Annotated in this window: 14 protein-coding genes; 6 read left to right on the plus strand and 8 right to left on the minus strand. The window is 54.3% G+C overall.

Annotated features, from left to right (window positions below; translation table 11 throughout):
- Positions 1-106: 106 nt before the first annotated feature.
- Positions 107-1,264 (minus strand): GNAT family N-acetyltransferase, encoded by a 1,158-nt coding sequence (locus Pr1d_RS24930; RefSeq protein ID WP_148076063.1) that lies wholly within the window; start codon positions 1,262-1,264, stop codon positions 107-109.
- 211 nt (positions 1,265-1,475) lie between these two features.
- Here Pr1d_RS24930 and Pr1d_RS24935 point away from each other — a divergent pair, with 211 nt between their 5' ends.
- Together Pr1d_RS24935 and Pr1d_RS24940 are read left to right on the plus strand one after the other, a co-directional pair.
- The gene (locus Pr1d_RS24935) at positions 1,476-2,486 is read left to right on the plus strand and encodes an NAD-dependent epimerase/dehydratase family protein (RefSeq protein ID WP_148076064.1); all 1,011 of its coding nucleotides are present in this window, start codon (positions 1,476-1,478) and stop codon (positions 2,484-2,486) included.
- A 97-nt stretch (positions 2,487-2,583) separates the two neighbouring features.
- Positions 2,584-3,912 carry an ATP-dependent 6-phosphofructokinase gene (locus Pr1d_RS24940; RefSeq protein ID WP_148076065.1) on the plus strand — a complete coding sequence of 443 codons (1,329 nt, stop codon included), beginning with the start codon at positions 2,584-2,586 and terminating at the stop codon, positions 3,910-3,912.
- A 9-nt stretch (positions 3,913-3,921) separates the two neighbouring features.
- Here the strand turns inward: Pr1d_RS24940 and Pr1d_RS24945 are convergent, their stop codons facing one another.
- Positions 3,922-5,241: an outer membrane protein assembly factor BamB family protein gene (locus Pr1d_RS24945; protein ID WP_168205476.1), complete on the minus strand. Its 1,320-nt coding sequence runs from the start codon at positions 5,239-5,241 to the stop codon at positions 3,922-3,924.
- A gap of 362 nt (positions 5,242-5,603) precedes the next feature.
- On the opposite strand from Pr1d_RS24945, the gene Pr1d_RS24950 reads away from it, so the two are divergent.
- Positions 5,604-9,614 carry a hypothetical protein gene (locus Pr1d_RS24950; RefSeq protein WP_148076067.1) on the plus strand — a complete coding sequence of 1,337 codons (4,011 nt, stop codon included), beginning with the start codon at positions 5,604-5,606 and terminating at the stop codon, positions 9,612-9,614.
- A gap of 59 nt (positions 9,615-9,673) precedes the next feature.
- On the opposite strand, the gene Pr1d_RS26825 is transcribed toward Pr1d_RS24950, so the two are convergent.
- Together Pr1d_RS26825 and Pr1d_RS24960 are read right to left on the minus strand one after the other, a co-directional pair.
- The gene (locus tag Pr1d_RS26825; RefSeq protein WP_168205477.1) at positions 9,674-9,958 is read right to left on the minus strand and encodes a type II toxin-antitoxin system RelE/ParE family toxin; all 285 of its coding nucleotides are present in this window, start codon (positions 9,956-9,958) and stop codon (positions 9,674-9,676) included.
- A 7-nt stretch (positions 9,959-9,965) separates the two neighbouring features.
- Complete coding sequence (locus tag Pr1d_RS24960) at positions 9,966-10,193, minus strand: hypothetical protein (RefSeq protein ID WP_148076069.1); 228 nt, start codon at positions 10,191-10,193, stop codon at positions 9,966-9,968.
- 299 nt (positions 10,194-10,492) lie between these two features.
- Between Pr1d_RS24960 and Pr1d_RS24965 the strand changes: the two genes are divergently transcribed.
- Positions 10,493-12,085 (plus strand): hypothetical protein, encoded by a 1,593-nt coding sequence (locus Pr1d_RS24965; RefSeq protein ID WP_148076070.1) that lies wholly within the window; start codon positions 10,493-10,495, stop codon positions 12,083-12,085.
- On the opposite strand, the gene Pr1d_RS24970 is transcribed toward Pr1d_RS24965, so the two are convergent.
- Positions 12,057-12,857 carry an AAA family ATPase gene (locus Pr1d_RS24970; protein ID WP_148076071.1) on the minus strand — a complete coding sequence of 267 codons (801 nt, stop codon included), beginning with the start codon at positions 12,855-12,857 and terminating at the stop codon, positions 12,057-12,059. The genes Pr1d_RS24965 and Pr1d_RS24970 overlap by 29 nt on opposite strands.
- 266 nt (positions 12,858-13,123) lie before the next feature.
- Here Pr1d_RS24970 and Pr1d_RS24975 point away from each other — a divergent pair, with 266 nt between their 5' ends.
- On the plus strand, positions 13,124-13,813 hold the full coding sequence (locus tag Pr1d_RS24975) for an RsmE family RNA methyltransferase (RefSeq protein ID WP_148076072.1): 690 nt from the start codon (positions 13,124-13,126) through the stop codon (positions 13,811-13,813).
- Between the two features lie 90 nt (positions 13,814-13,903).
- Here Pr1d_RS24975 and Pr1d_RS24980 read toward each other — a convergent pair whose 3' ends face one another.
- The 3 genes from Pr1d_RS24980 to Pr1d_RS24990 all read right to left on the minus strand — a co-directional run bounded on the left by Pr1d_RS24980 (position 13,904) and on the right by Pr1d_RS24990 (position 19,896).
- Positions 13,904-17,230 (minus strand): M56 family metallopeptidase, encoded by a 3,327-nt coding sequence (locus Pr1d_RS24980; RefSeq protein WP_148076073.1) that lies wholly within the window; start codon positions 17,228-17,230, stop codon positions 13,904-13,906.
- Positions 17,227-17,622, minus strand: coding sequence for a BlaI/MecI/CopY family transcriptional regulator (locus tag Pr1d_RS24985; protein ID WP_148076074.1), 396 nt, complete (start codon positions 17,620-17,622; stop codon positions 17,227-17,229). Before Pr1d_RS24985 ends, Pr1d_RS24980 begins: the two co-directional genes overlap by 4 nt.
- A 135-nt stretch (positions 17,623-17,757) precedes the next feature.
- Complete coding sequence (locus tag Pr1d_RS24990) at positions 17,758-19,896, minus strand: 3-hydroxyacyl-CoA dehydrogenase NAD-binding domain-containing protein (protein WP_148076075.1); 2,139 nt, start codon at positions 19,894-19,896, stop codon at positions 17,758-17,760.
- Positions 19,897-20,122: 226 nt separating this feature from the next.
- On the opposite strand from Pr1d_RS24990, the gene Pr1d_RS24995 reads away from it, so the two are divergent.
- On the plus strand, positions 20,123-20,632 hold the full coding sequence (locus Pr1d_RS24995; protein ID WP_148076076.1) for a DUF4430 domain-containing protein: 510 nt from the start codon (positions 20,123-20,125) through the stop codon (positions 20,630-20,632).
- Positions 20,633-20,646 lie beyond the last annotated feature (14 nt).

Consider the following 20,646-nt stretch of genomic DNA (forward strand, 5'->3'; position numbering starts at 1 on the left):
CCGCGATTCGTAGCGCCAGCGGAGAAGAGCGCGAACTCCGGGTACGACATCGAACTCGCTCCGCCGAGCAGGACTCGGCAGGCGCGGTGCGGCCAACAAATTATTCCTACTCCATGAACTTCGCGTTGCGCGTGGTATCTTTCGGGCCATAGTCGTAGAAGCGGTATTGCTTGGTAATCTTGGCCCCACCCTTCTTGAGCGTTTTGAACGAGAGATCATTGCTCTCAAGCACCCAGGAAAACTCGGCTTCTTTGATACCCCAGGCCAGTGCATCAGGAACTAGTCGGGCGACTAGCGCAATTCCGATGCCCCAACTCTGGTACTCGGGAAGGACGTTCGTGCTGATCAGTCGCACACGAGTCAGTTCTTTGCGTTTACGTAGAAGTTTCAAAAATCCAAAGGGAAACAGCTTGCCGTCGATCTCTTTGATTCGCGGGTTGTAGTCCAACAGGCCAAACATGGTGCCAACTGGTTTGCCATCAATCTCGGCAATCGTGGTGAGCTCTGGGACGATCATCTGTTTCATCCCGGCGGCTTGCTTCTTAACTTCGCCCTTCGACATAGGAACAAAGCCCCAGGTGGAGATGAGAGATTGATTGTAGATCTCCAAGAATGTGTTCACGTCCTTGTCAAATCGCCGCGTATCCATCCGACGGCACTTGAGTTCAAAGCGGTCGAGCAAGATATGGCTCAGAGAATATAGTCGTTTGGAAACCTCTTCGAGCATGTCGACATGCCCCCAAAAGGCATAGGAATCCTGTGCCTTGCGGAATCCATAGTTTTCGACAAACTTGCCATAGTACGGCTTGTTGTAGGTCATCATATACCAGGGACCCTCGTCGAAGCCGTCGATCAAGAGCCCACATTCATAATTCAACGAAGGATTCATCGGCCCACGAATGGCTTCGATGCCGCGTTCTGCATGCCAGGCCCGCGCAGTGTCGAACAACCTTCCAGCGACTTCTTCCTCCTCAACCGTTTCAAAGAATCCAAAGAATCCTCGCTGCTCGTCATACCAACGATTATGGGCATGATTCACAAAAGCCGCGATCCGTCCGCAAGGCTTGCCGTCTCGCAAGGCGACGAAGGTCTGGATCTCTGCCGTATCATAGAAGGGATGGTATCGATAATTTAGAAGTTCCTTCTGCACCATCCGCAACGGGGGAACCCAATTGGGATCATCACGGTAAAGATCCCACGGAAGATTGAAGAACAGCTTCCGTTCGTGCCGGTTAGAAACAGGTATCACTTCCAGGTGAGCCATGTCCGTACGATTCGCGCGCGTGAGGTGAGAGTGATACAATAGATGTCAGGGAGATCTGCCACTGTAATCCGGCTACTGTCTGCAGGTCAAGGAAAGAATTGTGCGTAGATGCCTCGATCTCCCCCTTGACGGCCATCCAAAGGACCGCAAATTCTGTTATCTTGACGTAGCTTTACGTCTTGGTCAAAAACCTCCTTGCAGCGGGCATGGGATGCACAAAGCACTAGTCACTGGAGCAACTGGATTTGTAGGCTCGAATCTGGTGGTCGCACTGCGCAGACTCGGGTGGTCGGTACGAACCCTGGTGCGCGATCCAACGCGGGCCGCTCATCTGGCGGAGTTGGATGCCGAAATTGTAACCGGATCGCTCCAAGTACTCGATAAGCTCTCCGAAGCCGTTGCTGGCGTGGATACTGTGTTTCATGTTGCAGGTCGTGTCTCAGCACTCAACCGACAACAGTTCTTCGAAGACAATGTCGTAGGGACTCGAACCGTAATGGAGGCCTGTGCCAAGGAGCCAAATTCACCAATCGTGGTGATGGTCAGTTCGCTTGCCGCTGGAGGTCCGAGCCAACCTGGAAGTCCCCGACAGGAGACGGATCCTGACAACCCTGTCTCCGCCTATGGCGAGAGCAAACTCGCGGCGGAGAATGAAGCATGCAAGCTAGCAAATCGTGTCCCGCTCACAATCATCCGACCTCCAGTAGTCTTCGGCCCAGGAGATCACAACAGCTTCAAGCTATTTCAAGGCATCTGTATGACTCGGCTCCACGCAGTGCCCGGCCTACGGTCGATGCCCATGTCGATCGTGCATGTAGCCGATTTATCTACCGCACTGGTGCAACTTGCAGAAAATGGTGCGCGGGTGCAGCCGGGCACCGACCATTCAGCGGGTGTGTACTACATCAGCTCAGGTCGTACAATCAGCTACGGTGATTTTGGTCGACTCGCCGCCGCGGGACTAGGCAAACGCGTCTTCGTTCTGCCACTTCCCAAAGCTATGTTTTGGATAGTGGGAGGTGCCATGGAAGGTATTGGTCAGATCCGGCGCAAGCCGGGTATCTTCAATTGGGACAAGGTCCGCGAAGCAGTAGCCAGCGGATGGGAATGCAGCGATGAGAAACTTCGCCGAGATGTAGGTTACAAACCAGCCGCCCCATTGGAACAGCGCTTCGCCGACACAGCCACATGGTATCGTGAACAAGGGTGGCTGAAAACTTAGTAGCCCAGGGTGCCAGGCACAGGGATAACTGATGTGAATCCATAGGCCTGTCGCCCACGGCTAAGATTAAAAAAACTAACTCCGCAAGAATACTCCCATGCCAACCTATCCCAAACCTACGCAAGAGCAATTGGTAGTCACCCGCCTTGGTGAAGCACGGCTTGTCTCACCCTTGCCTCTCTCCACCACGCCGGGAGACAACATTGGCGATTTCGTCGACGACGATTTGCGTGCCCTCTACAATCCACGGATAATGCTTGGTGAAAAACCGAGCGACCTTTGCTTTGAGCTGGCAGGTGCCCGCCGCGAGATTTTCTTCACTCCGCAAGATACCACCGCTGCCATTGTTACCTGCGGGGGGCTCTGTCCGGGGCTAAACAACGTGATCCGCAGTCTCGTATTGGAACTACTGATGAACTACGGAATCCGCAATGTCCTAGGCATTCGCTATGGATACCATGGCTTGAATCCGAATGTCGGTCGTCCGCCGTTCGAACTCACCAAAGAGTTAGTGGACGAAATTCATCACAAAGGGGGCACGATCCTTGGTACTTCTCGGGGACCTCAAGAACACAAAGAGAGCGTTGATTTTCTTGTTGATCGTGGTGTAAACATCTTATTTTGTGTTGGGGGAGACGGCACTCAACGGGGTGCTCACCAGATTGCTTCGGAAATAGCTCGACGCAAACTGCCGATCTCTGTGATTGGCATTCCTAAGACCATCGACAACGACATCAAGTATTGTTACCGCACTTTTGGCTTCGCGACGGCCGTTTCCGAAGCAGAAAAAGTCATCGACCGCGCCCATGTCGAAGCCAAGTCCGTTCTCAATGGCGTGGGACTGGTAAAACTCATGGGACGCCATGCGGGCTTTATCACCGCAGCGGCCACCCTGGCCAGCGGCGAGGCGAATTTCGCCCTCATTCCAGAGGTGCCGATGCAGCTCCACGGCGAGCACGGACTCCTGGCCGCCCTCGATCGACGACTCAAGGCCCGCGAGCATGCCGTCGTGGTGATCGCCGAAGGGGCAGGCCAGCATTGGCTCGATGAATGCCCCGACGAGTTTGATGCATCAGGAAATCTGCTCTTGAGAGACGTCGGCCCGTTCCTGGCCCATGCGATCAAGGATTATAGCAACAAGGTCGGCAATCCAGCCAACGTCAAGTATTTCGATCCCAGCTATCACATTCGTAGTGTGCACGCCGACGCGACAGACAGTCTGCTCTGCGAACGCTTAGCGCGCGCCGCAGCGCATGCCGGCATGGCAGGCAAAACCGACATGCTCGTGGGCCTGTGGCACAATCAATTAATCGATGTGCCCCTGGCAGTCTCCTGCGACGCCAAGAAACAACTCTCTCCCGAAGGTGAACTCTGGATGGCACTCCAGGCACTCACAAGACAAGAGAAATGGTACTCGGGGGTCTGAGTGACCAAATCACTCAAAGCCAAAGGGATTATCCGAATCGTCACTCGGCTCGGCAGAGAAGGGACTCGCTTCAGGGGCACCAAATCCACTGTCGTCGAGTTGCTCATCCGTGGCGGGCATTTCAGCTTCCGCCGGAACCGCTTCTTCGCTGGGCTTCTCTGCTGCCGCCTCTACTCGACGATGAATCGTGGGTTCGACAGCACCCATTTCGCGCAAGCATTGCACTAAACCGCGGTCGTCGACCAGATAGATGCGGTCGGAATAATCGTTGAACACCGCCTTGAATCTTCCCGGGCCGGGAAGCGTGCCGATATATTGCCCCGTCTCCTTGTTGATAACAACCAGACGGCCCCCCTCATCGAGGCCATAGACATTTTTGATTCCTTGTGCGGCAAAATGGGTGATGCCGGGAACATCCCAAAGTTCCTGACCGCTCACCGCTTCGAGGGCATGCAACATCGGTTCGCTCGATGCAACGTAAAGCCGTTCGCCCACGACGCCTGGACGACCTGTGGCGGGGAAGCCCATCGAATAGCGCCATTTCTCATTGCCATTGAGCAACTTGAAACAATGAACATTTCCATCTTGAACGGCCACAAATAGCAAACCGAAAGCCTCGGTCGGCGGCGCGATCGCAACCGAATTGGTCTGAATACGATACAGTACATGGGGCGCCCCCGCTTGCCCCACATAGAGATATCCGCGCGAAGTAGGCCAAGTCACCAGTTCGCCGCTAACGCTTGGTGGATAAAAAATTCGTCCGACAGATTGAAAGTACCAAGTTGGCTTTTTCGGATCAGCAAGCTGATAGCTCTCGATACGACCACTCAAGAAAGGAACATAGGCATCTGTGTTACTCAACGCAGGTGCCTCCGCAGGGGCACTCCCTAGCGACGTGCTCCACAGCAGGCGTCCGCTCGCCCTATCAAGTGTATAGAGCGATGCCCCGCTCACCAACGCTACATAATCCTGTGACACGGCGGGTCCAAAGGCTGGCTGATCAAGTGGACCCGCCTGAGTTGTCCAGAGCGTTTCTCCCGTCTCGGCATTGAATGACTGTACCAGCCCACCGTTAGTAGCCGCGAGTAGATTGTTCTCGTACAAAACCCAATTCGTGACGCGATGCCGCGAGACATCGACTCGCGCTTGCGCAAACCACACGCGTTCCAAACCCAGCGGAGCCGCGTCCTGATAGCTAATCAACGATCCGGCACGCACGTCCCGAGGGGCAGGCGCTAGGGCAAGTACGATCGCACAACTCCCTAAGAACGCAATTCGCGATGATAGAAAACTCAGGGAAGACTTATGGCATTTCGTCGATGCATGCATTGCGGAAGATACTCTCATTCAAAAAAATTGGGGTGTCAGAAAGTTCACGGCAAGCGAAGGGGACATTTCAGCACCGATTCCATTCTAATTAACCCCTCTGCCAAAGACAAAAGAATTAGCCAGTGAAGAAATGGAAGATTTCCTCGTTAATCTGGGGGTTTTGGCACCTAGACCACTGGGCAGGGGGTCCCTTACCATGGAGACGCACAAGGAAGCACACGTCAGACCTAGTAATATTTTTGTCACGGATTTTTCCGGCGAGGCCCCACTGGAACCAAAAACAAACTAGATGTTTTGGCCACCTTTTCTTGCTTCAAACGCCGTAATACTTAGCTCCGAAATTCCACTGATTGTCCCTGATTGTGAAGTACCGCCCAGACCAACCCGAAGCTCTAACCCACTCCATGCTTGAGGAGATGGTCGGCTATCTCAACTTCTCCTCCGGAACGAGCGACCCCAAGTTTCTCAAGAATTTGAACGAATTCTTTCGCTCGCTGAATTGCGAATCGGGGTCCTGTGATCCTCTGGAAAAATTAACCACGGCCCTCAAACAAACCATGGACCGACTGAGCGCTGCCGGAGGAGCCTTTGCCGATACAGCCCAGGCGGAGGCGGCCGTTGGGATCCTTTCCAACCACTTTCTTTCCGCCTACTGCAAGTTCCATCAAGATCTATTGTTTCATCAGCAGTCAAGTGAACTCTGGCAACCCTTTTTCCTTGGTCGCGCCTATGAAGCAATCTTGAGCCAAGGTACTCCATGGGACGAAATCGACCGTATCGTGGCCGGAGCCTTGGAGCAAATCAATGATTTCGTAGGCTTTCGTCCTGTTGCTACGCTTGAATCGGGAAGCCCCTCGGAACCCTACCCCCATGAATTTGTCAGACCGATACCCCTCTATGTTCGCGGGGCCGGTGTTGCTGTTGGAAAATATGAAAGGATCATCGAACTGGCGCTGAACATTTTAGCCAACACCGACGAAGATCTGCTCGCGCGCGCCTGGTTCGATTTGGATCGCTTGGAAGAAATCTCCCTCGACCCCCGGGCTTACGATTTCGATCATCCCGTGAACCGACGGCCCAACTACCACTTCGGCCAATGGGATCCTCATCAAATAACGAACGCTGGATACTACAGCCGTTTTGTCCTGCAGCAGGTGACATTGGATGGCTTACTCTCGCGCTGCGAGAATCATCTTTACGACAAAGGCTGTTCGGAAAGCGAATGCGAAATAGAAGCTGCCTCAGTGCTTGCCGGTACGATGTTGATGGCTGCCGGCACGAGCGGCGATGGCCCCACTCGCCACGACTCCTCGGTCACCCTTTCGACGCTCTTGCCCCACATAGCTGCTTATCGCGATGATTTTTATCATGATTTGGTTTCTCGGATTGAAGGTAGTCATGGCGAGCGATTGCGTGCCGAAGCCGAACTTTATCGTCAGCCGTTTGGTGCTGCCCGGCAGCACTTGAATCAAGAACTGGCCAGGAGACGGGCAATGCAAATGCAGCGCGTCCACCTGGCTTATCTGTATGCTCGACTCGGGTACCCCGAGGCAGCCCAACGTCAGGCAGATTCCGTGCGGGTCCCGGCCGCCCGTATGTTAAGTGAAATCTATTGTCGACTGACTGCCGGCCACGATGCGATCGACAGTGGAGACCTGGCTCAAACTGCGGATAACTTACAAGAAATCGTGACGCTCGTGCATCGAGCAATCGAATGCGGAGCCTTGGTCGATCCCTGGAATGTAGTGGGCTTTGCCGGAAACTTCAGTCTGTTTCCCGCCTTAGAAAACAGCGTCCATGACTGGCGGGTCGATGAACTCATCGAACTGATGGAACAGGTGCTTGATCTGGCTGCACGCGCCTGGAGCGAATCGGCCGCGATCGATGACTCGGAGATGGAAAAGGTCTTTTCCACCCTACTAGCTCAACAAACCCAGTGGTGGGATCAATTTGCGACCTACTCGGTCGAGGGAGTCAATCGCCTCGTGGCCAAGGAAATTGAGGTCTCGGCTAATCTCGTAGCAGGGGCACTCAACGCCTGGCACAAGGCAGGAGCAGCATCTGGCGACATAGGCTTCTGGCGGATGTTCGTCGATCAATTTGACAACACCAAGGCCTTTGAACTGGTAATCGAGGCCTTGTTGGATCACGGCGACACGGTGGCCGCGATGGCGTTGATGATGCAATGGGTCAGTCAGAAGGATCGTACACCCCTCGAAGAAGGCGAGAGTTCCTTCCGGAGACTCGCGTTCCGCTGGCTTTCGACGGTCGAAGAGATGGAAAGCGAATCGGGAGAGGATCGCTGGCCCGAAGTCGCGCGATTCTTTGCCTACCTAGAGGCCAACGCTGAAGAATATTGGACTGTCCCCTCCTTGCTGCTCGATGGGGACTTGGAAGGCCTCTTCGACGACCTCGACGACGTGGACTATTTTGAAGACGAGGACGACGAACTCGATGACGAAGAGGACGGAGAAGAAGAACTCTTCGGTGCCGCTTACGAAGAGATGGTCTACCGGGACACAACGGACGATGGCAACGAAGGAGAGATTTACGACGAGGGCCTCGACTACGAAGAATCCGAGTGGGAATACGAAGTCCAACGACTGGATCAGCGTTTGTACTTTCTGTCGACGGTTGCCAACCTTTGGAAACACGCCACGATCGTCTGGGGCCGTTCCGCGAGCACTTCGAATGAAGCCGCAGAAGCCAACACCAATGGAACAAGCCCAGGTCAGGTCTTCGAGCAATGGTTGATCCAGGGAGGGGAAAATTACAGTAAATTGGTCGACCTCCTGGAGACCGTGCATAAATTCCAGTTTGCCCTGCCCAGTGGTTCCCATGACTCGCTCATGGAATACGATCGGCTTCGCACGACTAAGGAATCCCTAGTTCAACAAATCATCACCACCTCGGTGGAACTAGCCGATGCTGCCCGATTGTTGGCGGCTACCGTGGGAGTCAGCTCAAGCGAATCGGTCGAATCGCTTGCCGAACCAATTGATCTTCCTTCGGTCCAAATCCTCCAATCGGTTCTGGCAGGTGATTCCGAGGGTGTTCGCGCTAAGTGGTCTGATTTCGCCGCAGCACTCGCTCGCCAACCTCTCTTGTATGTACCCCATTCACGTGGCGGTGAGCCGCGGCAGATCGTCAACACCCGCTGTCTGCAACATTTGCTCAACGATCTCTTGGGCTGGCTGCCCCAATTGGGTCTGATTCGAGAAACTTGTCAATTGCTTGAAATCGCACAAGACATGGAAAGCAACCACCCCGTCGGCCAGGGTGCGGTCACAGAATTTGATCGACTATTTGAAAATGGCTACCAAGCCATCGTACGCTCGATGATCGCTTCGGCCGAGATCTGGGACGATCAGTCCGCCGATGCGGAGTCGCAGCACGCGGACCACTTGCTCATCGACGCCATGCAGTTGTTGACCGAGAGGCAGTTAGACCGTTGGCTACAACACAGCCGCACGCTGCGGCTAAGTGTGGTGGAGAAATTGGCCGAAAAAAAAGACTGGAAACGTTTCGTCGATTTCATCAAACGCTATGGAGGCGATCTGTTTAATCTCAGCTTGATGAGCAGTCTGGGTAATCTGAGAGGCATCCTGCACCAAGGCGTCGATGCCTGGCTGGAATGTCTGGAAGATGACCCTGAGGCCGAAGACGAGATTCTACTACTGAGAGAATACGGCAAAACCTGTACTCGTGCAGAAGCCGTGGAAATGCTCACAATCGCGCTCGAGGCAGTCGTGGAGAACTACCGCGTCTACCGCGATTACAACACGACAACCACACAGTCGGACCACGGCGAACAACTCTACATGCTCATCGATTTCCTTCGGCTTAGGGCCACTTACGACCGAGTCGCCTGGAATCTAAAGCCTGTCATCTGGGCTCATGAGATTCTGATTCGCAATCGACGTCTTTTAGCGGCTGAGATTTGGTGTCAGGCCTTTGCCGAACGCACCACCGATGCAGCCGATGCCCACATTGCCCGCTTAGAGGAACTGAGTAAGAAATATGGCATGCGGTTGGCAACGATCGCCGATCGCATTGCAGAACGCTTTGTTCGTCCGTTACTGATCGACCGGGTCAAAGCCCTCGTGGAACCCGCACTCTCCGCCGAAGGCTCCGAACGCCAAGAAGCCTTCGACGCTTTAGATCGGGAGATCGCCAGCCTGGCCGATGAGCCCAGTGGCGCGGGGCTCGACCTCCCCGATTGGCTCTCCGCCATGGAGGACGAAGTCACTTCTGCCCGCTCGCAGCACAACCATCAATCTCTCTCCGAGCGTCTCAACAATCGCATTGGCCAGGTCTGTCTCACCTGGGACGAACTACTGGAGCAATTGGGAGAAGATGAGCGAGCAGAGTAGCCGTGTCGCAATGTCTAGAATCCGCCGTGGCGGGCGACACAGTACTTAGTCACAAATTCTCATTGTCGGCTACCGTGTCGAAAACCAAATACTCGAACCACCCTATTCTCCTCATCGACGGTGAAAGTGAATAGGCAACTATCAATCACCAGCATTCTCACCGTGTATTCGAACTGTTCGTTTTCGGGTGCGGGTGGACAGCGATGGGGATATGATTTCAGTGTTTGCAGTTTTGCCCAAGCTTTGGATAGCCATCGCTGAGCATTGAGAGGTGCTTGCTTTTCAGTGGCAATATACTCGATGTGGGCATCCAAAGCAGCAAACACCTCTGAAGTAACAATCAATGGTAGTTCATGCAGAGAAGGTTAATCCATGCTTATCAGCGAGCTTCCTGAATGCATCTTCAGCAGCCATCCCACCTCCTGCCTCGATCTCGGCATTGCCACGTTTAATCATAGCTACGCTGTCTAGAAGTTCCTTTTCGGAAAGCCGACCGCGAGGGTCTTCCGTCGGCTCGTTTGCCAAGGCACTGATGAACGCAGGAACGTCTTCATAACCTGCAGCCTTGGCGACGCCCATGAGCTTTTCGTACTGATCATCTGGAATTGGGATGTTTTGTATTTCTGTATTTTTTACTCAAGGCGGCTAATTGTCAAAGCTAAAAAAGCTCTATCTTGCGAGCCCACTCGTCCACGGATGGGAGAAACGTAGTGCAGTCTTCAAGCCCGTATTGAAATGACAGCCAAGTTGGCTGCCCCACGGACCCGTTGCCCTGACGCATGAAATCCGCCATACTAGACAGATAGTAGACGGGTGTTCATGACCCCAGTCTTCATAGCACAACTCGTCAAGCACCGCCTCACGGAGGATCCCACGGCATGTCGAACACACTAGATCGCTCAGAAGCTTGGTCAACCGATTCGGAATTACCCTATCAACTCTCGTTGGAACTCACGGTCGGCGATCCGGACACGATTGCTGAACTCGCAAAGTATCCTGAAGGAGACTCGCGTGAGGAGTTTGCCCTCGAAGCCCTCAAGATAGGCGTACTCACCTTGCGACGGGCGTCGGCCTCGCTTGACGGCGAGTTTATCAAACGTGAAACAGATCGCTTGCTCGAATCGCTTCAAAAGCAGTTCCACTCCCACGCGGACACGTCCAAGCAGCGACTCGAAGATTCGTTGGGAAAATACTTTAATCCCCAAGACGGCCAATTCACTCAGCGCGTGAAACAACTCGCCTCCTCCGACGGGGAAGTAGGTCGTATGATCCGCTCACTGGTCGATGGCGACAATTCTCAGTTGGCCAAAACCATGGTCGCTCACATTGGCGAGACAAGTCCGCTCATGAAATTGCTCAGCCCCGATCAATCGCAAGGTTTTCTGGCAGCCATGGAGGGGAAAGTTGAGAAGCAACTCGGATCTCAGCGGGAAACGCTTCTCAAAGAATTCTCACTCGACAATCCCGAGGGAGCCCTCAGTCGTCTAGTTTGCGAAGTCTCTGGCAAGCATGGTGACTTCACACGCGACATGAAAGGCAAGATTGACGATGTTGTGAAGGAGTTTTCTCTCGACGAAGAGAACTCTGCCTTAAGTCGGCTCGTGAAAAAAGTGAACACGGCTCAGGAAACAATCACCCAACAATTCTCGCTGGACAATGAAGAGTCGTCCCTGCGGAAAATGCAATCTCACCTGGAAGCAATTCTCGGTGCGCACATCAAATCGGCAGCCGATTTCCAGGAAGAAGTCAAGGTCGCCCTCGGCAAGCTAGTGACCAAGCGCGAAACCGAAGCCCGCTCTACCCTGCATGGTGGCACTTTCGAAGATGCGGTGCTGGAATTCATTGCAAGTGATTCTCATCCACGAGGAGAAACCGTCGAAGGAACTGGTTCGAGCGTCGGCATGATCAAGAGCTGCAAGATCGGCGATGTCGTCGTGGAACTCGGTTGCGATAGTGCCGCTGCGGGAGCTCGCATTGTGATCGAGGCCAAAGAAGATGCCAGCTATACGCTTGCCAAGGCCCGCTCTGAAATCGAGCAGGCACGCAAAAACCGAAATTCCCAGTTCGGCGTGTTCGTTTTTTCCCAGCGAACGGCCCCAGCTCATTGCGATTCATTTCGTCGCTATGGCAGCGACCTGTTGGTCGTCTGGGATGCCGAAGACCCCACGACCGACGCCAATTTGAAGGCTGCCTTGGAAGTCGCCCGGGCACTCTGTGTACGTGCTCAGCAGGCAACCGAGAAGAACGTCGATTTCACCACGATTGACAAGGCAGTACTCGATATCGAGAAGCGAGTACAATATCTAGACGAGATTCGCAAGTCGACTGAAACCATTCGCAATGCCAACGAGAAGATCTTCGACCGGGTACGAATCGATCGCGAGGCGCTCGACAAACAGTTGGTCATCTTGCGGGAGTCACTGGGCGATTTGAAGGAGGCATTCAACTCAGACAGCCAGCCCGATCTGTAAGCGAGGCGTGGACATCGACGATCGTTGACTGATCAATTAGCTTCAGGTCGGCACCCGCCACGAGCGCAAAATCTGCCAGGCGATTTACTTGTCGGGGCACCCCACCCGAGAGGCGATGTATCTCGGCAAGAGCTCGTTCGTCAAAGATAGGTTGTTCGGCACCCGCCGCCACCAGGGCCTCTTGCAGATAGCCAACCGTATCCGCTTCTTCCCACGGTTCCAGTTCGATCCGCAAGTCGACCAAATCCACCAATCGCTTGCTCAGCCGGTGTGTCTCGGTGGTGTTCGCAGTCAACACAATCGTCAGGTTGCCCACTTGCGCCGGCGGAATTTGGATCAGCCGAGTCAGTTGCGTCAGCGCGTCCGCGCCTGCCTGATCCACATCGTCCAAGAGCAACACGGTGCGTTCATCTTGCAACTGATGCTGCTGAAGCTGTTCCTGCCACCGTCGCGCCAATCGCAGAGGTTCATCGCTTGTTCTTGGTGCGGCACGCAATCCGACTGCCAATTGCCAATGGAGGTCACGAACCGACATCCCCAGCAGATTCAATCGTACGACGGACCAGTTTTCATTAAGGCACTCCTGACCGAAAAGTTCTAGCAGTAGCGATTTACCCCCACCCGACTGGCCGAGCACCAATCCCAGCCGCCGAGAGTTGTGAACCAAGAACCGCAACCGCGCGAGTGCCTCCTGCTGTGGCAAACCCGCGAAAAACACCGGCTCACAACTACCGACTGAAAAGGGCGAGCTTTCTAATCCCCAGGTGTGCATAGCTTGATGTCCCTCTAAAGGTAAGAGTTGCGAGTTGTGAGTTGTGAGGGCAAAATGGGTTACTAATGCCAATCATCTTGAACAGGAGGTCGCAGAGGAAACGGAGAATCCGCGCAATGGCAGAGAGTTCCTAATAACCAACTCCGTTGGCTCTGTTTTCTCCTGTTCAAATCTTCTTGTTACTTGTTGAATCGGTAGTTCCGCTTACGAATCTTTCCCTTGCCACATAATCCAAGTCCCTTAGCCAGCATTGCTAGCAAGTCACCATGAAAGATCGCTACTTTTCTGAAACGCCCCTATCCGGTGAATCGGTAACTTTGCAAGGCAGCGAGGCCCATCACCTGCTGCATGTGATGCGGGCCGAACCTGGGCTAGAAGTCGTGGTCTTCGATGGCCTGGGAGGAGAATGGTCGGCTGAGATCGCATGCCTGGGTCGTGCAGAAGTCGAATTGACTTTGCAAGAACACGCGGCAATCGAGCGGGAGAACTCTGCCGAGATTTCGCTAGCCGTGCCGCTGCCCAAAGGAGACCGCCAACGGTGGCTCATCGAAAAGTGCGTCGAATTGGGAGTCACCCACCTTATCCCGCTCACCACCGCGCGAAGCACCAAGAACTCTGCCGAGGCATCGGCAAAACTGACCCGCTATGTGATCGAAGCCAGCAAACAATGCGGCCGCAACCGCCTCATGCAGATCGAGCAGCCCCAATCTTGGTCCACCCTAGCCGCTTGCGGCTTAGCGCCGCTGCGCGTACTAGCCCATCCCAACGGAGCCCCTCTATCCGAAATCGAAACCGGCGACTCCGTCCTCCTGGCCGTCGGCCCCGAAGGAGGTTTTACGGACACTGAAATCTCTTTGGCAGTAGAAAGCAATTGGCAAGTGGTGAGTTTGGGTGAGCGGATCCTGCGCATAGAAACGGCAGCGCTGGCGATGGTGTCGCAGTGGGTGCTTCGGTAAGCAATCCGATATCACGCAGTGATTACACCCCTTAGCCCCAGGTAAGGCAAAGTGAGTTCCGCGAGCTTGCCGCCACCTGGGGTCGAGTCGTCAACCTATGTCATCGGCCGAACTGGAAGTATTATCGTCTTCAAGCGTGCTGCCGAGGCCGAAATGGGACCGTGTTCCTATCGTCCTCAGCAATATTTCGGCGGTACGCAAACCCACTCTTTGGACGACTTTTTCTATCTTCCTCGTAACCCAGGGTGGCGAAATCCTCGCTTTCGCTGGTTTCTTATCTGGGCTGCGGTTCTGAATTGCTTGCGGACTTGCAAATCTTTCAACTTTCAATTCATGCGGGAATCGATATGCTCTCGCCTCTTCCACATCAGCATTCGCACCTGCGGCACCATCAGGGTTGATTTCCATGAGTCTCTGTAGAACTTCGGTTTGCGCGGTTCCATTCGTAATGCGATTGATGGTTCGAATAACTGCGGGAAGTTTATCAGGATCTCCTTCGAGAAGAATCTTAAATAAGCTTTCTTTAGCCTGAGCTTGGGCTTCGGGCCTGAGCATAATCAGCTCGGATATTTCGAATATAGCTGCAAGTGCCGTCAAATGATCAGCACTTTGTTGCGGGTCATCAAGTAGAGTCAGCAAGGGTTTGAGCAATCTAACAGCAGACTGTGGATATTTCATCCTATTGAGTGCCTTCAATACTTCCTCTCGCATTTCACGGTCACCACTAAACAGTAGTTTCTGTACTTCGATTAAGTGGTTGCTTATTAGTAGTTGGTCGAGATTGTGCCAGAGAATTGCCGATGTCAATTCGGGCTCCTGAGCACTCAAAGCGTCAAAGATGAGCAACTGAATCTGTTCGTCATCTAGTTGATTTTTAGTGCGGATTAGCGATGACACCGCCGCAGCCCTCAATTTTGGTGCATAGTTTTCGTCCTTTGCGAGACTTCGTAGTTTGGTTTTTGTTGCTGGATCTTGCGTCTTGACATCTCGCAGCACAATTTGAGCAAATCTATTCCACTGATCTGGATTAGAGGCTAATCGCTGGATCAGCAGGTCCAGCCAGAATTCAGCGGGAATGGTTCTGCCCACATCGACCGAACCTGTCAGTGCTGAATAAATGGCATTTTGCAGTTTGACTACTTTGCCACTTTGCGTCTCAGTAAAATCGTATTGATCTGCCAAATCGAAAATCACCATCGCGGCCTCCTTACCCATTCCAGAAGCACCAAAAGCAGCCAGGGCCTTGATACATTCGATTCGGTTCTCTTCGTTGAGTTCCGTCATTAGTATCCTTTTCCACTGGTCAAACGTCTTGCCGTCGTAGAGTAGTGCTGAGCCTTTCTCGGAGGATTCCTTCGATTTATCCTCGGGCGGAATAGGTACATCCGGTGGTTGTGGTGGTTGCTGTGGCAGAGCTGGTGGTTCCTTCCAATGATCCTGCTGTTTCATGGCTTCTTGTCGCTCGGCTAGTCTTGCCAGCTCAGCTTGAAGGGCTGCAACTCTCTCTTCCAGTGCCGACCGCTTGTTTTGATTGTTTGCTTCCTGTAATTGCGATTGAACTTTGGCAATTTCGTTCTGCAATCTTTGTTGATCTAACCGATGTTGTTGATGAAGTGTTTGGATTAGATGGGGAGAGTAAGTATTCTTTGCTATTGCTGAACGCAACCTCTTCCACTCCGTAAGATCAACCGGTACTCGGCCGGTGACTAGCTGATCCGGGCCCAGTGGGAGTGATCCAATTTTGCTATTATCCACCATTTTTTTCCGAATCACATAAAACTTCAGTGGCGAAAGCTGATCGATATCGTCGCGATTGAGTATCTCATTCACTTGATTGAGCGACTCGGTGGGCCAGACGTGAAGTCCAACCAACAGATCTCCCGTATTCAGGGAACCCACCTGATACGTAGAATCGATTCGCATCCCGCCTTGGTATCCCATGGCTTGAACCCGCTTGAGGTCTTCCTCGCTGAGTTTCTCCAGTTCCAAGTGAAGAAGCTTATATGCCACATCTGCCGCGCGCTGTTCTTCTATGGATGGAAAATGAACCTGATGAGCAGTTGGTTCGATCAGCGCCTTGCCGAGAACGGAAATCGTGCCATCCTTGTTTTTTCGAATGGACACCTCTAATCCTTGTTTCGACTTCAAAAATTCAACGAATGACTGGATTTCTTCTATCTGAGTCGTCTTGCTAAAAGAGAATTCTTGAAGCTTTGATTTCTCCTTCGTGCTCTCATTGTCCTCAGTAGCAACCTCTTCCTCCTCCGGTCGCTGACGCTCGCGGCTCGCCTTGGTTTCCGGTGCTCTCACACCGGGTTCTTCCGCGTCGGTTGAGTGAGGGCTTATCAGAACAATCGTGAGGACCAGGGACAGAAAGCCTGTGGCGACTGCGACAAGGGTTTTGCGTGAGACTAACATCGGTTCGTCCTCCAGATTGAGAATCCTGCGGATTCTGTGAGCGACTGGGTGTTGACTCATGGCGACTGAAGTCGCCAAGCCGCCATGAGAAGCGAGGGCTAGCAATAACTCCGCATATGCTTGCGGCTTCGCCGTAAAGGCAACCACCACGGCGTCGCAACAATCTTCACGATCATGGCGGACCCAACGGCTAGCGATCCATACTGCTGGGTGAAAGAACAGTAGCGACTCGACCACGCGCTGGGCGAGATTTACCAAATTGTCCCAGCGCCGCACGTGTGCCAATTCATGCAGCAAGACCATCTCCAGTTCTGCTGGCGACCAACCCGTCAGCGCCGCCGGGGGCAGCAAGATCAGCGGCCGCACGATGCCCACCAACAGCGGCGTGGCTACCCGCTCACAGACAGCCACCCTCACTTGGCGACCAACCTGGAGAGCCTTTCGTAGTGATTCACAGGTCGCGATTATCGGCCCCGCATCGAGCGGCCGGCTCGTTTTTCGCAACCGCTCGGCGCCCACCAACCCGCTAGCCAACAGCAAAAACGTCAGCGGCGTTCCCACGATCCACACCCACGGCAGATATTCCACCGCTCCCGTTAGCAGCGATGCGATCTCGTCGCGAGTTTGCACGGGTGGAGTAAGATTCGATTCCGCAGAGGGAAACGGCATGACCTCCGGGAGCAGAGCTTGTTCCGTTACAGTACCGGAGGCTGTTGCTTTGAGTTCGACTCGAACGGGGAGTTGAGCAAGTTTGGAGGCGCTGTACGGACCGTGGTCGGGAACGACCCGGCTCGCAAGCGAGCCTACGATTGCAATGGGCAGGAGTGCCAGCACCGCGAAGACGGTAAGCGAGGTGGTGTAGCGTAATGTCGGGCTTGCCGTGCGCAGTGCGAAACGGAGAGCCGCACCAACAAGTATGACGACTGTTCCTGCCGCCAGAAAGTAAACCATGGTCCAACCGACAATGTGCCATCCCTGTCCCTGCAAGAGTGCATTCATGATGAGACCTTTCGCTTGGATTGTGCGTCGATGAGTGTGCGGAGCTCGGCAAGTTGCTTGGCCGATAGTTGCCCCCCTTCGACGAGGTGTGCAGCTAGCCGCTCTGCCGAACCATCGAACACTCCATGGACCAACTTGCGGACCATTCCGCGGGCCGTGTTCTGTTGGCTGACTGCCGCCGACCAGAGCGCCCCGCGCGCTGCTCCCGTTCGTTTGACCAGTTTCTTGTCGAGCATCACACGGAGCATGGTGGCAACGGTGGTGGTGGCTACCTCGCGCTCGGTGCGAAGTTGTTCGCAAAGCGTGCTGAGCGACGAAGGACCCTCGGCCCAGAGAATCCGTAGGATTTCGAGTTCGCCGTCGGTAGGGTGAGGAGTTGCGGGGCGTGGCATTAAAACAGCTCCCTGCGACGCGTTGCGTCGCGGCTAGGAAGATGAGAAACGCAGACTACGCGACTAATTCTAAAGAATTAGAATAACGTGTCAAGCAGATTTTTTCCTGGCCGCGATGCAACGCATCGCTGGGGATTAAAGCTTGGGATAGAACGCTTTCCCCTTGTCTGCATGCTCCAGCAGCATCTTGGTCGGAGCATACCGCTCACCCAACGGCTGAAAGCTCTCGAGCTTCTCTACAATCGCCGCAGCGCCCAGCGTGTCGGCCCAGAAAAACAGCCCCCCCTTAAACGGGGGAAACCCGATGCCATAGATGAGCCCCAAATCCACGTCCCGCACATCCGTCACGATACCATCCTCGACCACCCGCGTTGCTTCAAGCAGCATCGGCAGGAACAGGCGATCTGTGAGATCGTCCGCGCATTCACCTGCGGAAACCTTCTCGATGATTGCAGCCGCCTCGGGGCTGGGTTGCGACTTGGTGCGTCCCTTGCTGTCGGTCATGTAGTCGAAGAAACCCTTGTCAGCCTTTTTGCCGATCCGGCCCGCTTCGACCATCGCGGGCAAGATCTTTGAAGGGACCACGCGATCGGGAAACGCCTCATGCATCACTTTGCCGGCATGCAGGGCGATGTCGAGACCCACGGTGTCGTACAACTCGATCGGCCCCATCGGCATGCCGAACGATTTAGCTGCTTTGTCGACTGCCTTGATCGAGGCACCCGACTCCAGCAGCAACAACGCTTCGTTCATGTACGGCAGCAACACACGATTCACCAAGAAACCGGGCCCATCTTGGACAACAATCGGCGACTTGCCGATGACCTTGGCGTAGGCCACCGCGGTGGCAATCGTGTCGCCCGAGGTTTGCTTGCCACGTATCACTTCGACCAGCGGCATTTGCCTCACGGGATTGAAGAAATGTAAGCCGCAGAATCGTTCAGGATGCTCCAGGCCGTGGGCTAGCTCTGTGATGGGGATCGTGGAAGTGTTGGAACAGAGAATCGCTTGCTCGCCGAGCTGTGGTTCTAGCTTGGCATACAGTGCACGTTTTGCTTCGGCGTTCTCGTAGATTGCTTCGATCACGATATCGGCCTGGGCGACCTCGGCGTCGTTCTCGGTGCCGTTCAACAAGGGGAGAAAATCCAGCGCTCGCTGCGCATCGGGCTTTTTCGTTTCCTTGTTGTAACTCACCTCGGTAATGACGCCCTGCACCCCGCGGGCGATGGCCTCGGCGGACGTGTCGCCCAAGGTGACCGGAATGCGGCGTTTGACGTTGGCGGCGGCAATCCCCTGCCCCATCACACCAGCTCCAACCACGGCGGCGGTTTGAATCTCGCGGGCTTCCGAGTCCGGCGGCCCGCTGACCTTTTTATTGTGATCTTGCAAGAAAAACACGTTCAGAAGTGCCCGATTCTCTGGCGAACCAAACAATTCCGCGAACCCCTCGGCCTCCATCTGGCAAGCGGTTTCCAGATCAACTCCTGCCGCATTGAGCATGACCTCCAGCGCTGCCATGGGGGCCGGATAATGACCCTTGGTCTTCCCCTGGATAAACGCGCTCGCACTGGCACCGAGAAACGCTAGCTCCGTGTCGCTGATCGAGATCGGACCAGACCAGCGCTCACGATCGGCAAGGTACTCTTTCGTCTCGTGTTCGCTTCGCACCAGCGCGATGGCCTCTTCCAACAAACGATCGGCCGGTGCTGCGATGGCTAGCCCCATCGCTTCGGCTGCGGCCGTGTCGATATTCTCGCCACCGGTGACCAACTCCAGGGCATTAGAGAGTCCCACAATCCGAGGCGTTCGGGCCGTTCCGCCCCAGCCAGGGAACAGTCCCAGTTTCACTTCGGGAAAACCGAATTTCGCTTTGTCGTCATTGGCCATGATGCGTCGATCGCACCACGCAGCCAGTTCCGCCCCACCCCCAATGCAGAGTCCGCCAATCGCGGCAACGGTGACGAATGAACATTGCGACAAACGTCCAAACAGCTGGTGCCCCTCACGAGAAAGCTCGACGATTTCTTCTTTTGGTTTGTCGATGCTCGCAACGAATTCTTCCAGATTGGCTCCCGCGATGAAGTTGCCTGGCTTGGTTGATTGAAATATCAATCCCGCGACGCCCGAGCGCGATTCCAATTCATCAAGCAGTCCTGCCAACTCGGCCAACACCGCTCGCGACAAGATATTCACTTTCTTAGTAGGATCATTGATCGTGATCACTGCCACATCATCGGCAGGATAGTCGAGCGCGAGAATTGATGGATCGGACATAGGAATGACTCATAGAGTTGGCAGGACAGATTTTTTCACAGTCGACGGCGCCAGGCCGATGATCTTGTAATGGAAGAAATGGGCCGCGGATAAGCACGGATTTGGCCGATGAACGCTGATCATTCACATCAACTCACTCTGATCTGTGCGAATCCGCTGAATCGGCGTTCATCCGCTTTCCAATTCTTACTCGACGCAGAACCACGGACCCGGTAATGTGCATTCTATGAAAACATCGCTCTCAAGCCCAGACGACGCAACCTCTCGCAATTCCAGCAGACCGTGGTTGCTACCGCTGTTGTTGCTCCTGGTTCTGGGGGGGGTAGTCCTCTCCAACCGATTTGGCCTGAATGCTCCCAATCACGACTCTATCCCGGAAGCGACTCACTGGACACCTTCGGCGCAGCCGACAGGCGAAACCGTCGGCTTGGAAATCGATTTTGGCAACGGCGCAACAAGACGATTTGACAAGCTCCTCTGGCAACCAGATATGACCGTGGCTGACGTACTCTCCGCGGCCAGCCACTTCCGCCCAGGAATCGGCTTTTCTCAGTTCGGCACGGGTGAAAGCGGCTTGCTCACCGAGATAGACGGCCTCAAGAACGAGGGGATGAACGCGAGAAACTGGCTCTACGAGGTCGCCGACAAGCCGGGAACAGTAAGTTTTTGCCTGCAAAAGGTCGCCCCGGGAGAGCTCGTCCGCTGGAGGTTTACGGATGCGTCGGATGAACAGTAGAATGGGTAAGTCTA

This window comes from Bythopirellula goksoeyrii (genome assembly GCF_008065115.1).
Taxonomy (GTDB): Bacteria; Planctomycetota; Planctomycetia; order Pirellulales; family Lacipirellulaceae; genus Bythopirellula; species Bythopirellula goksoeyrii.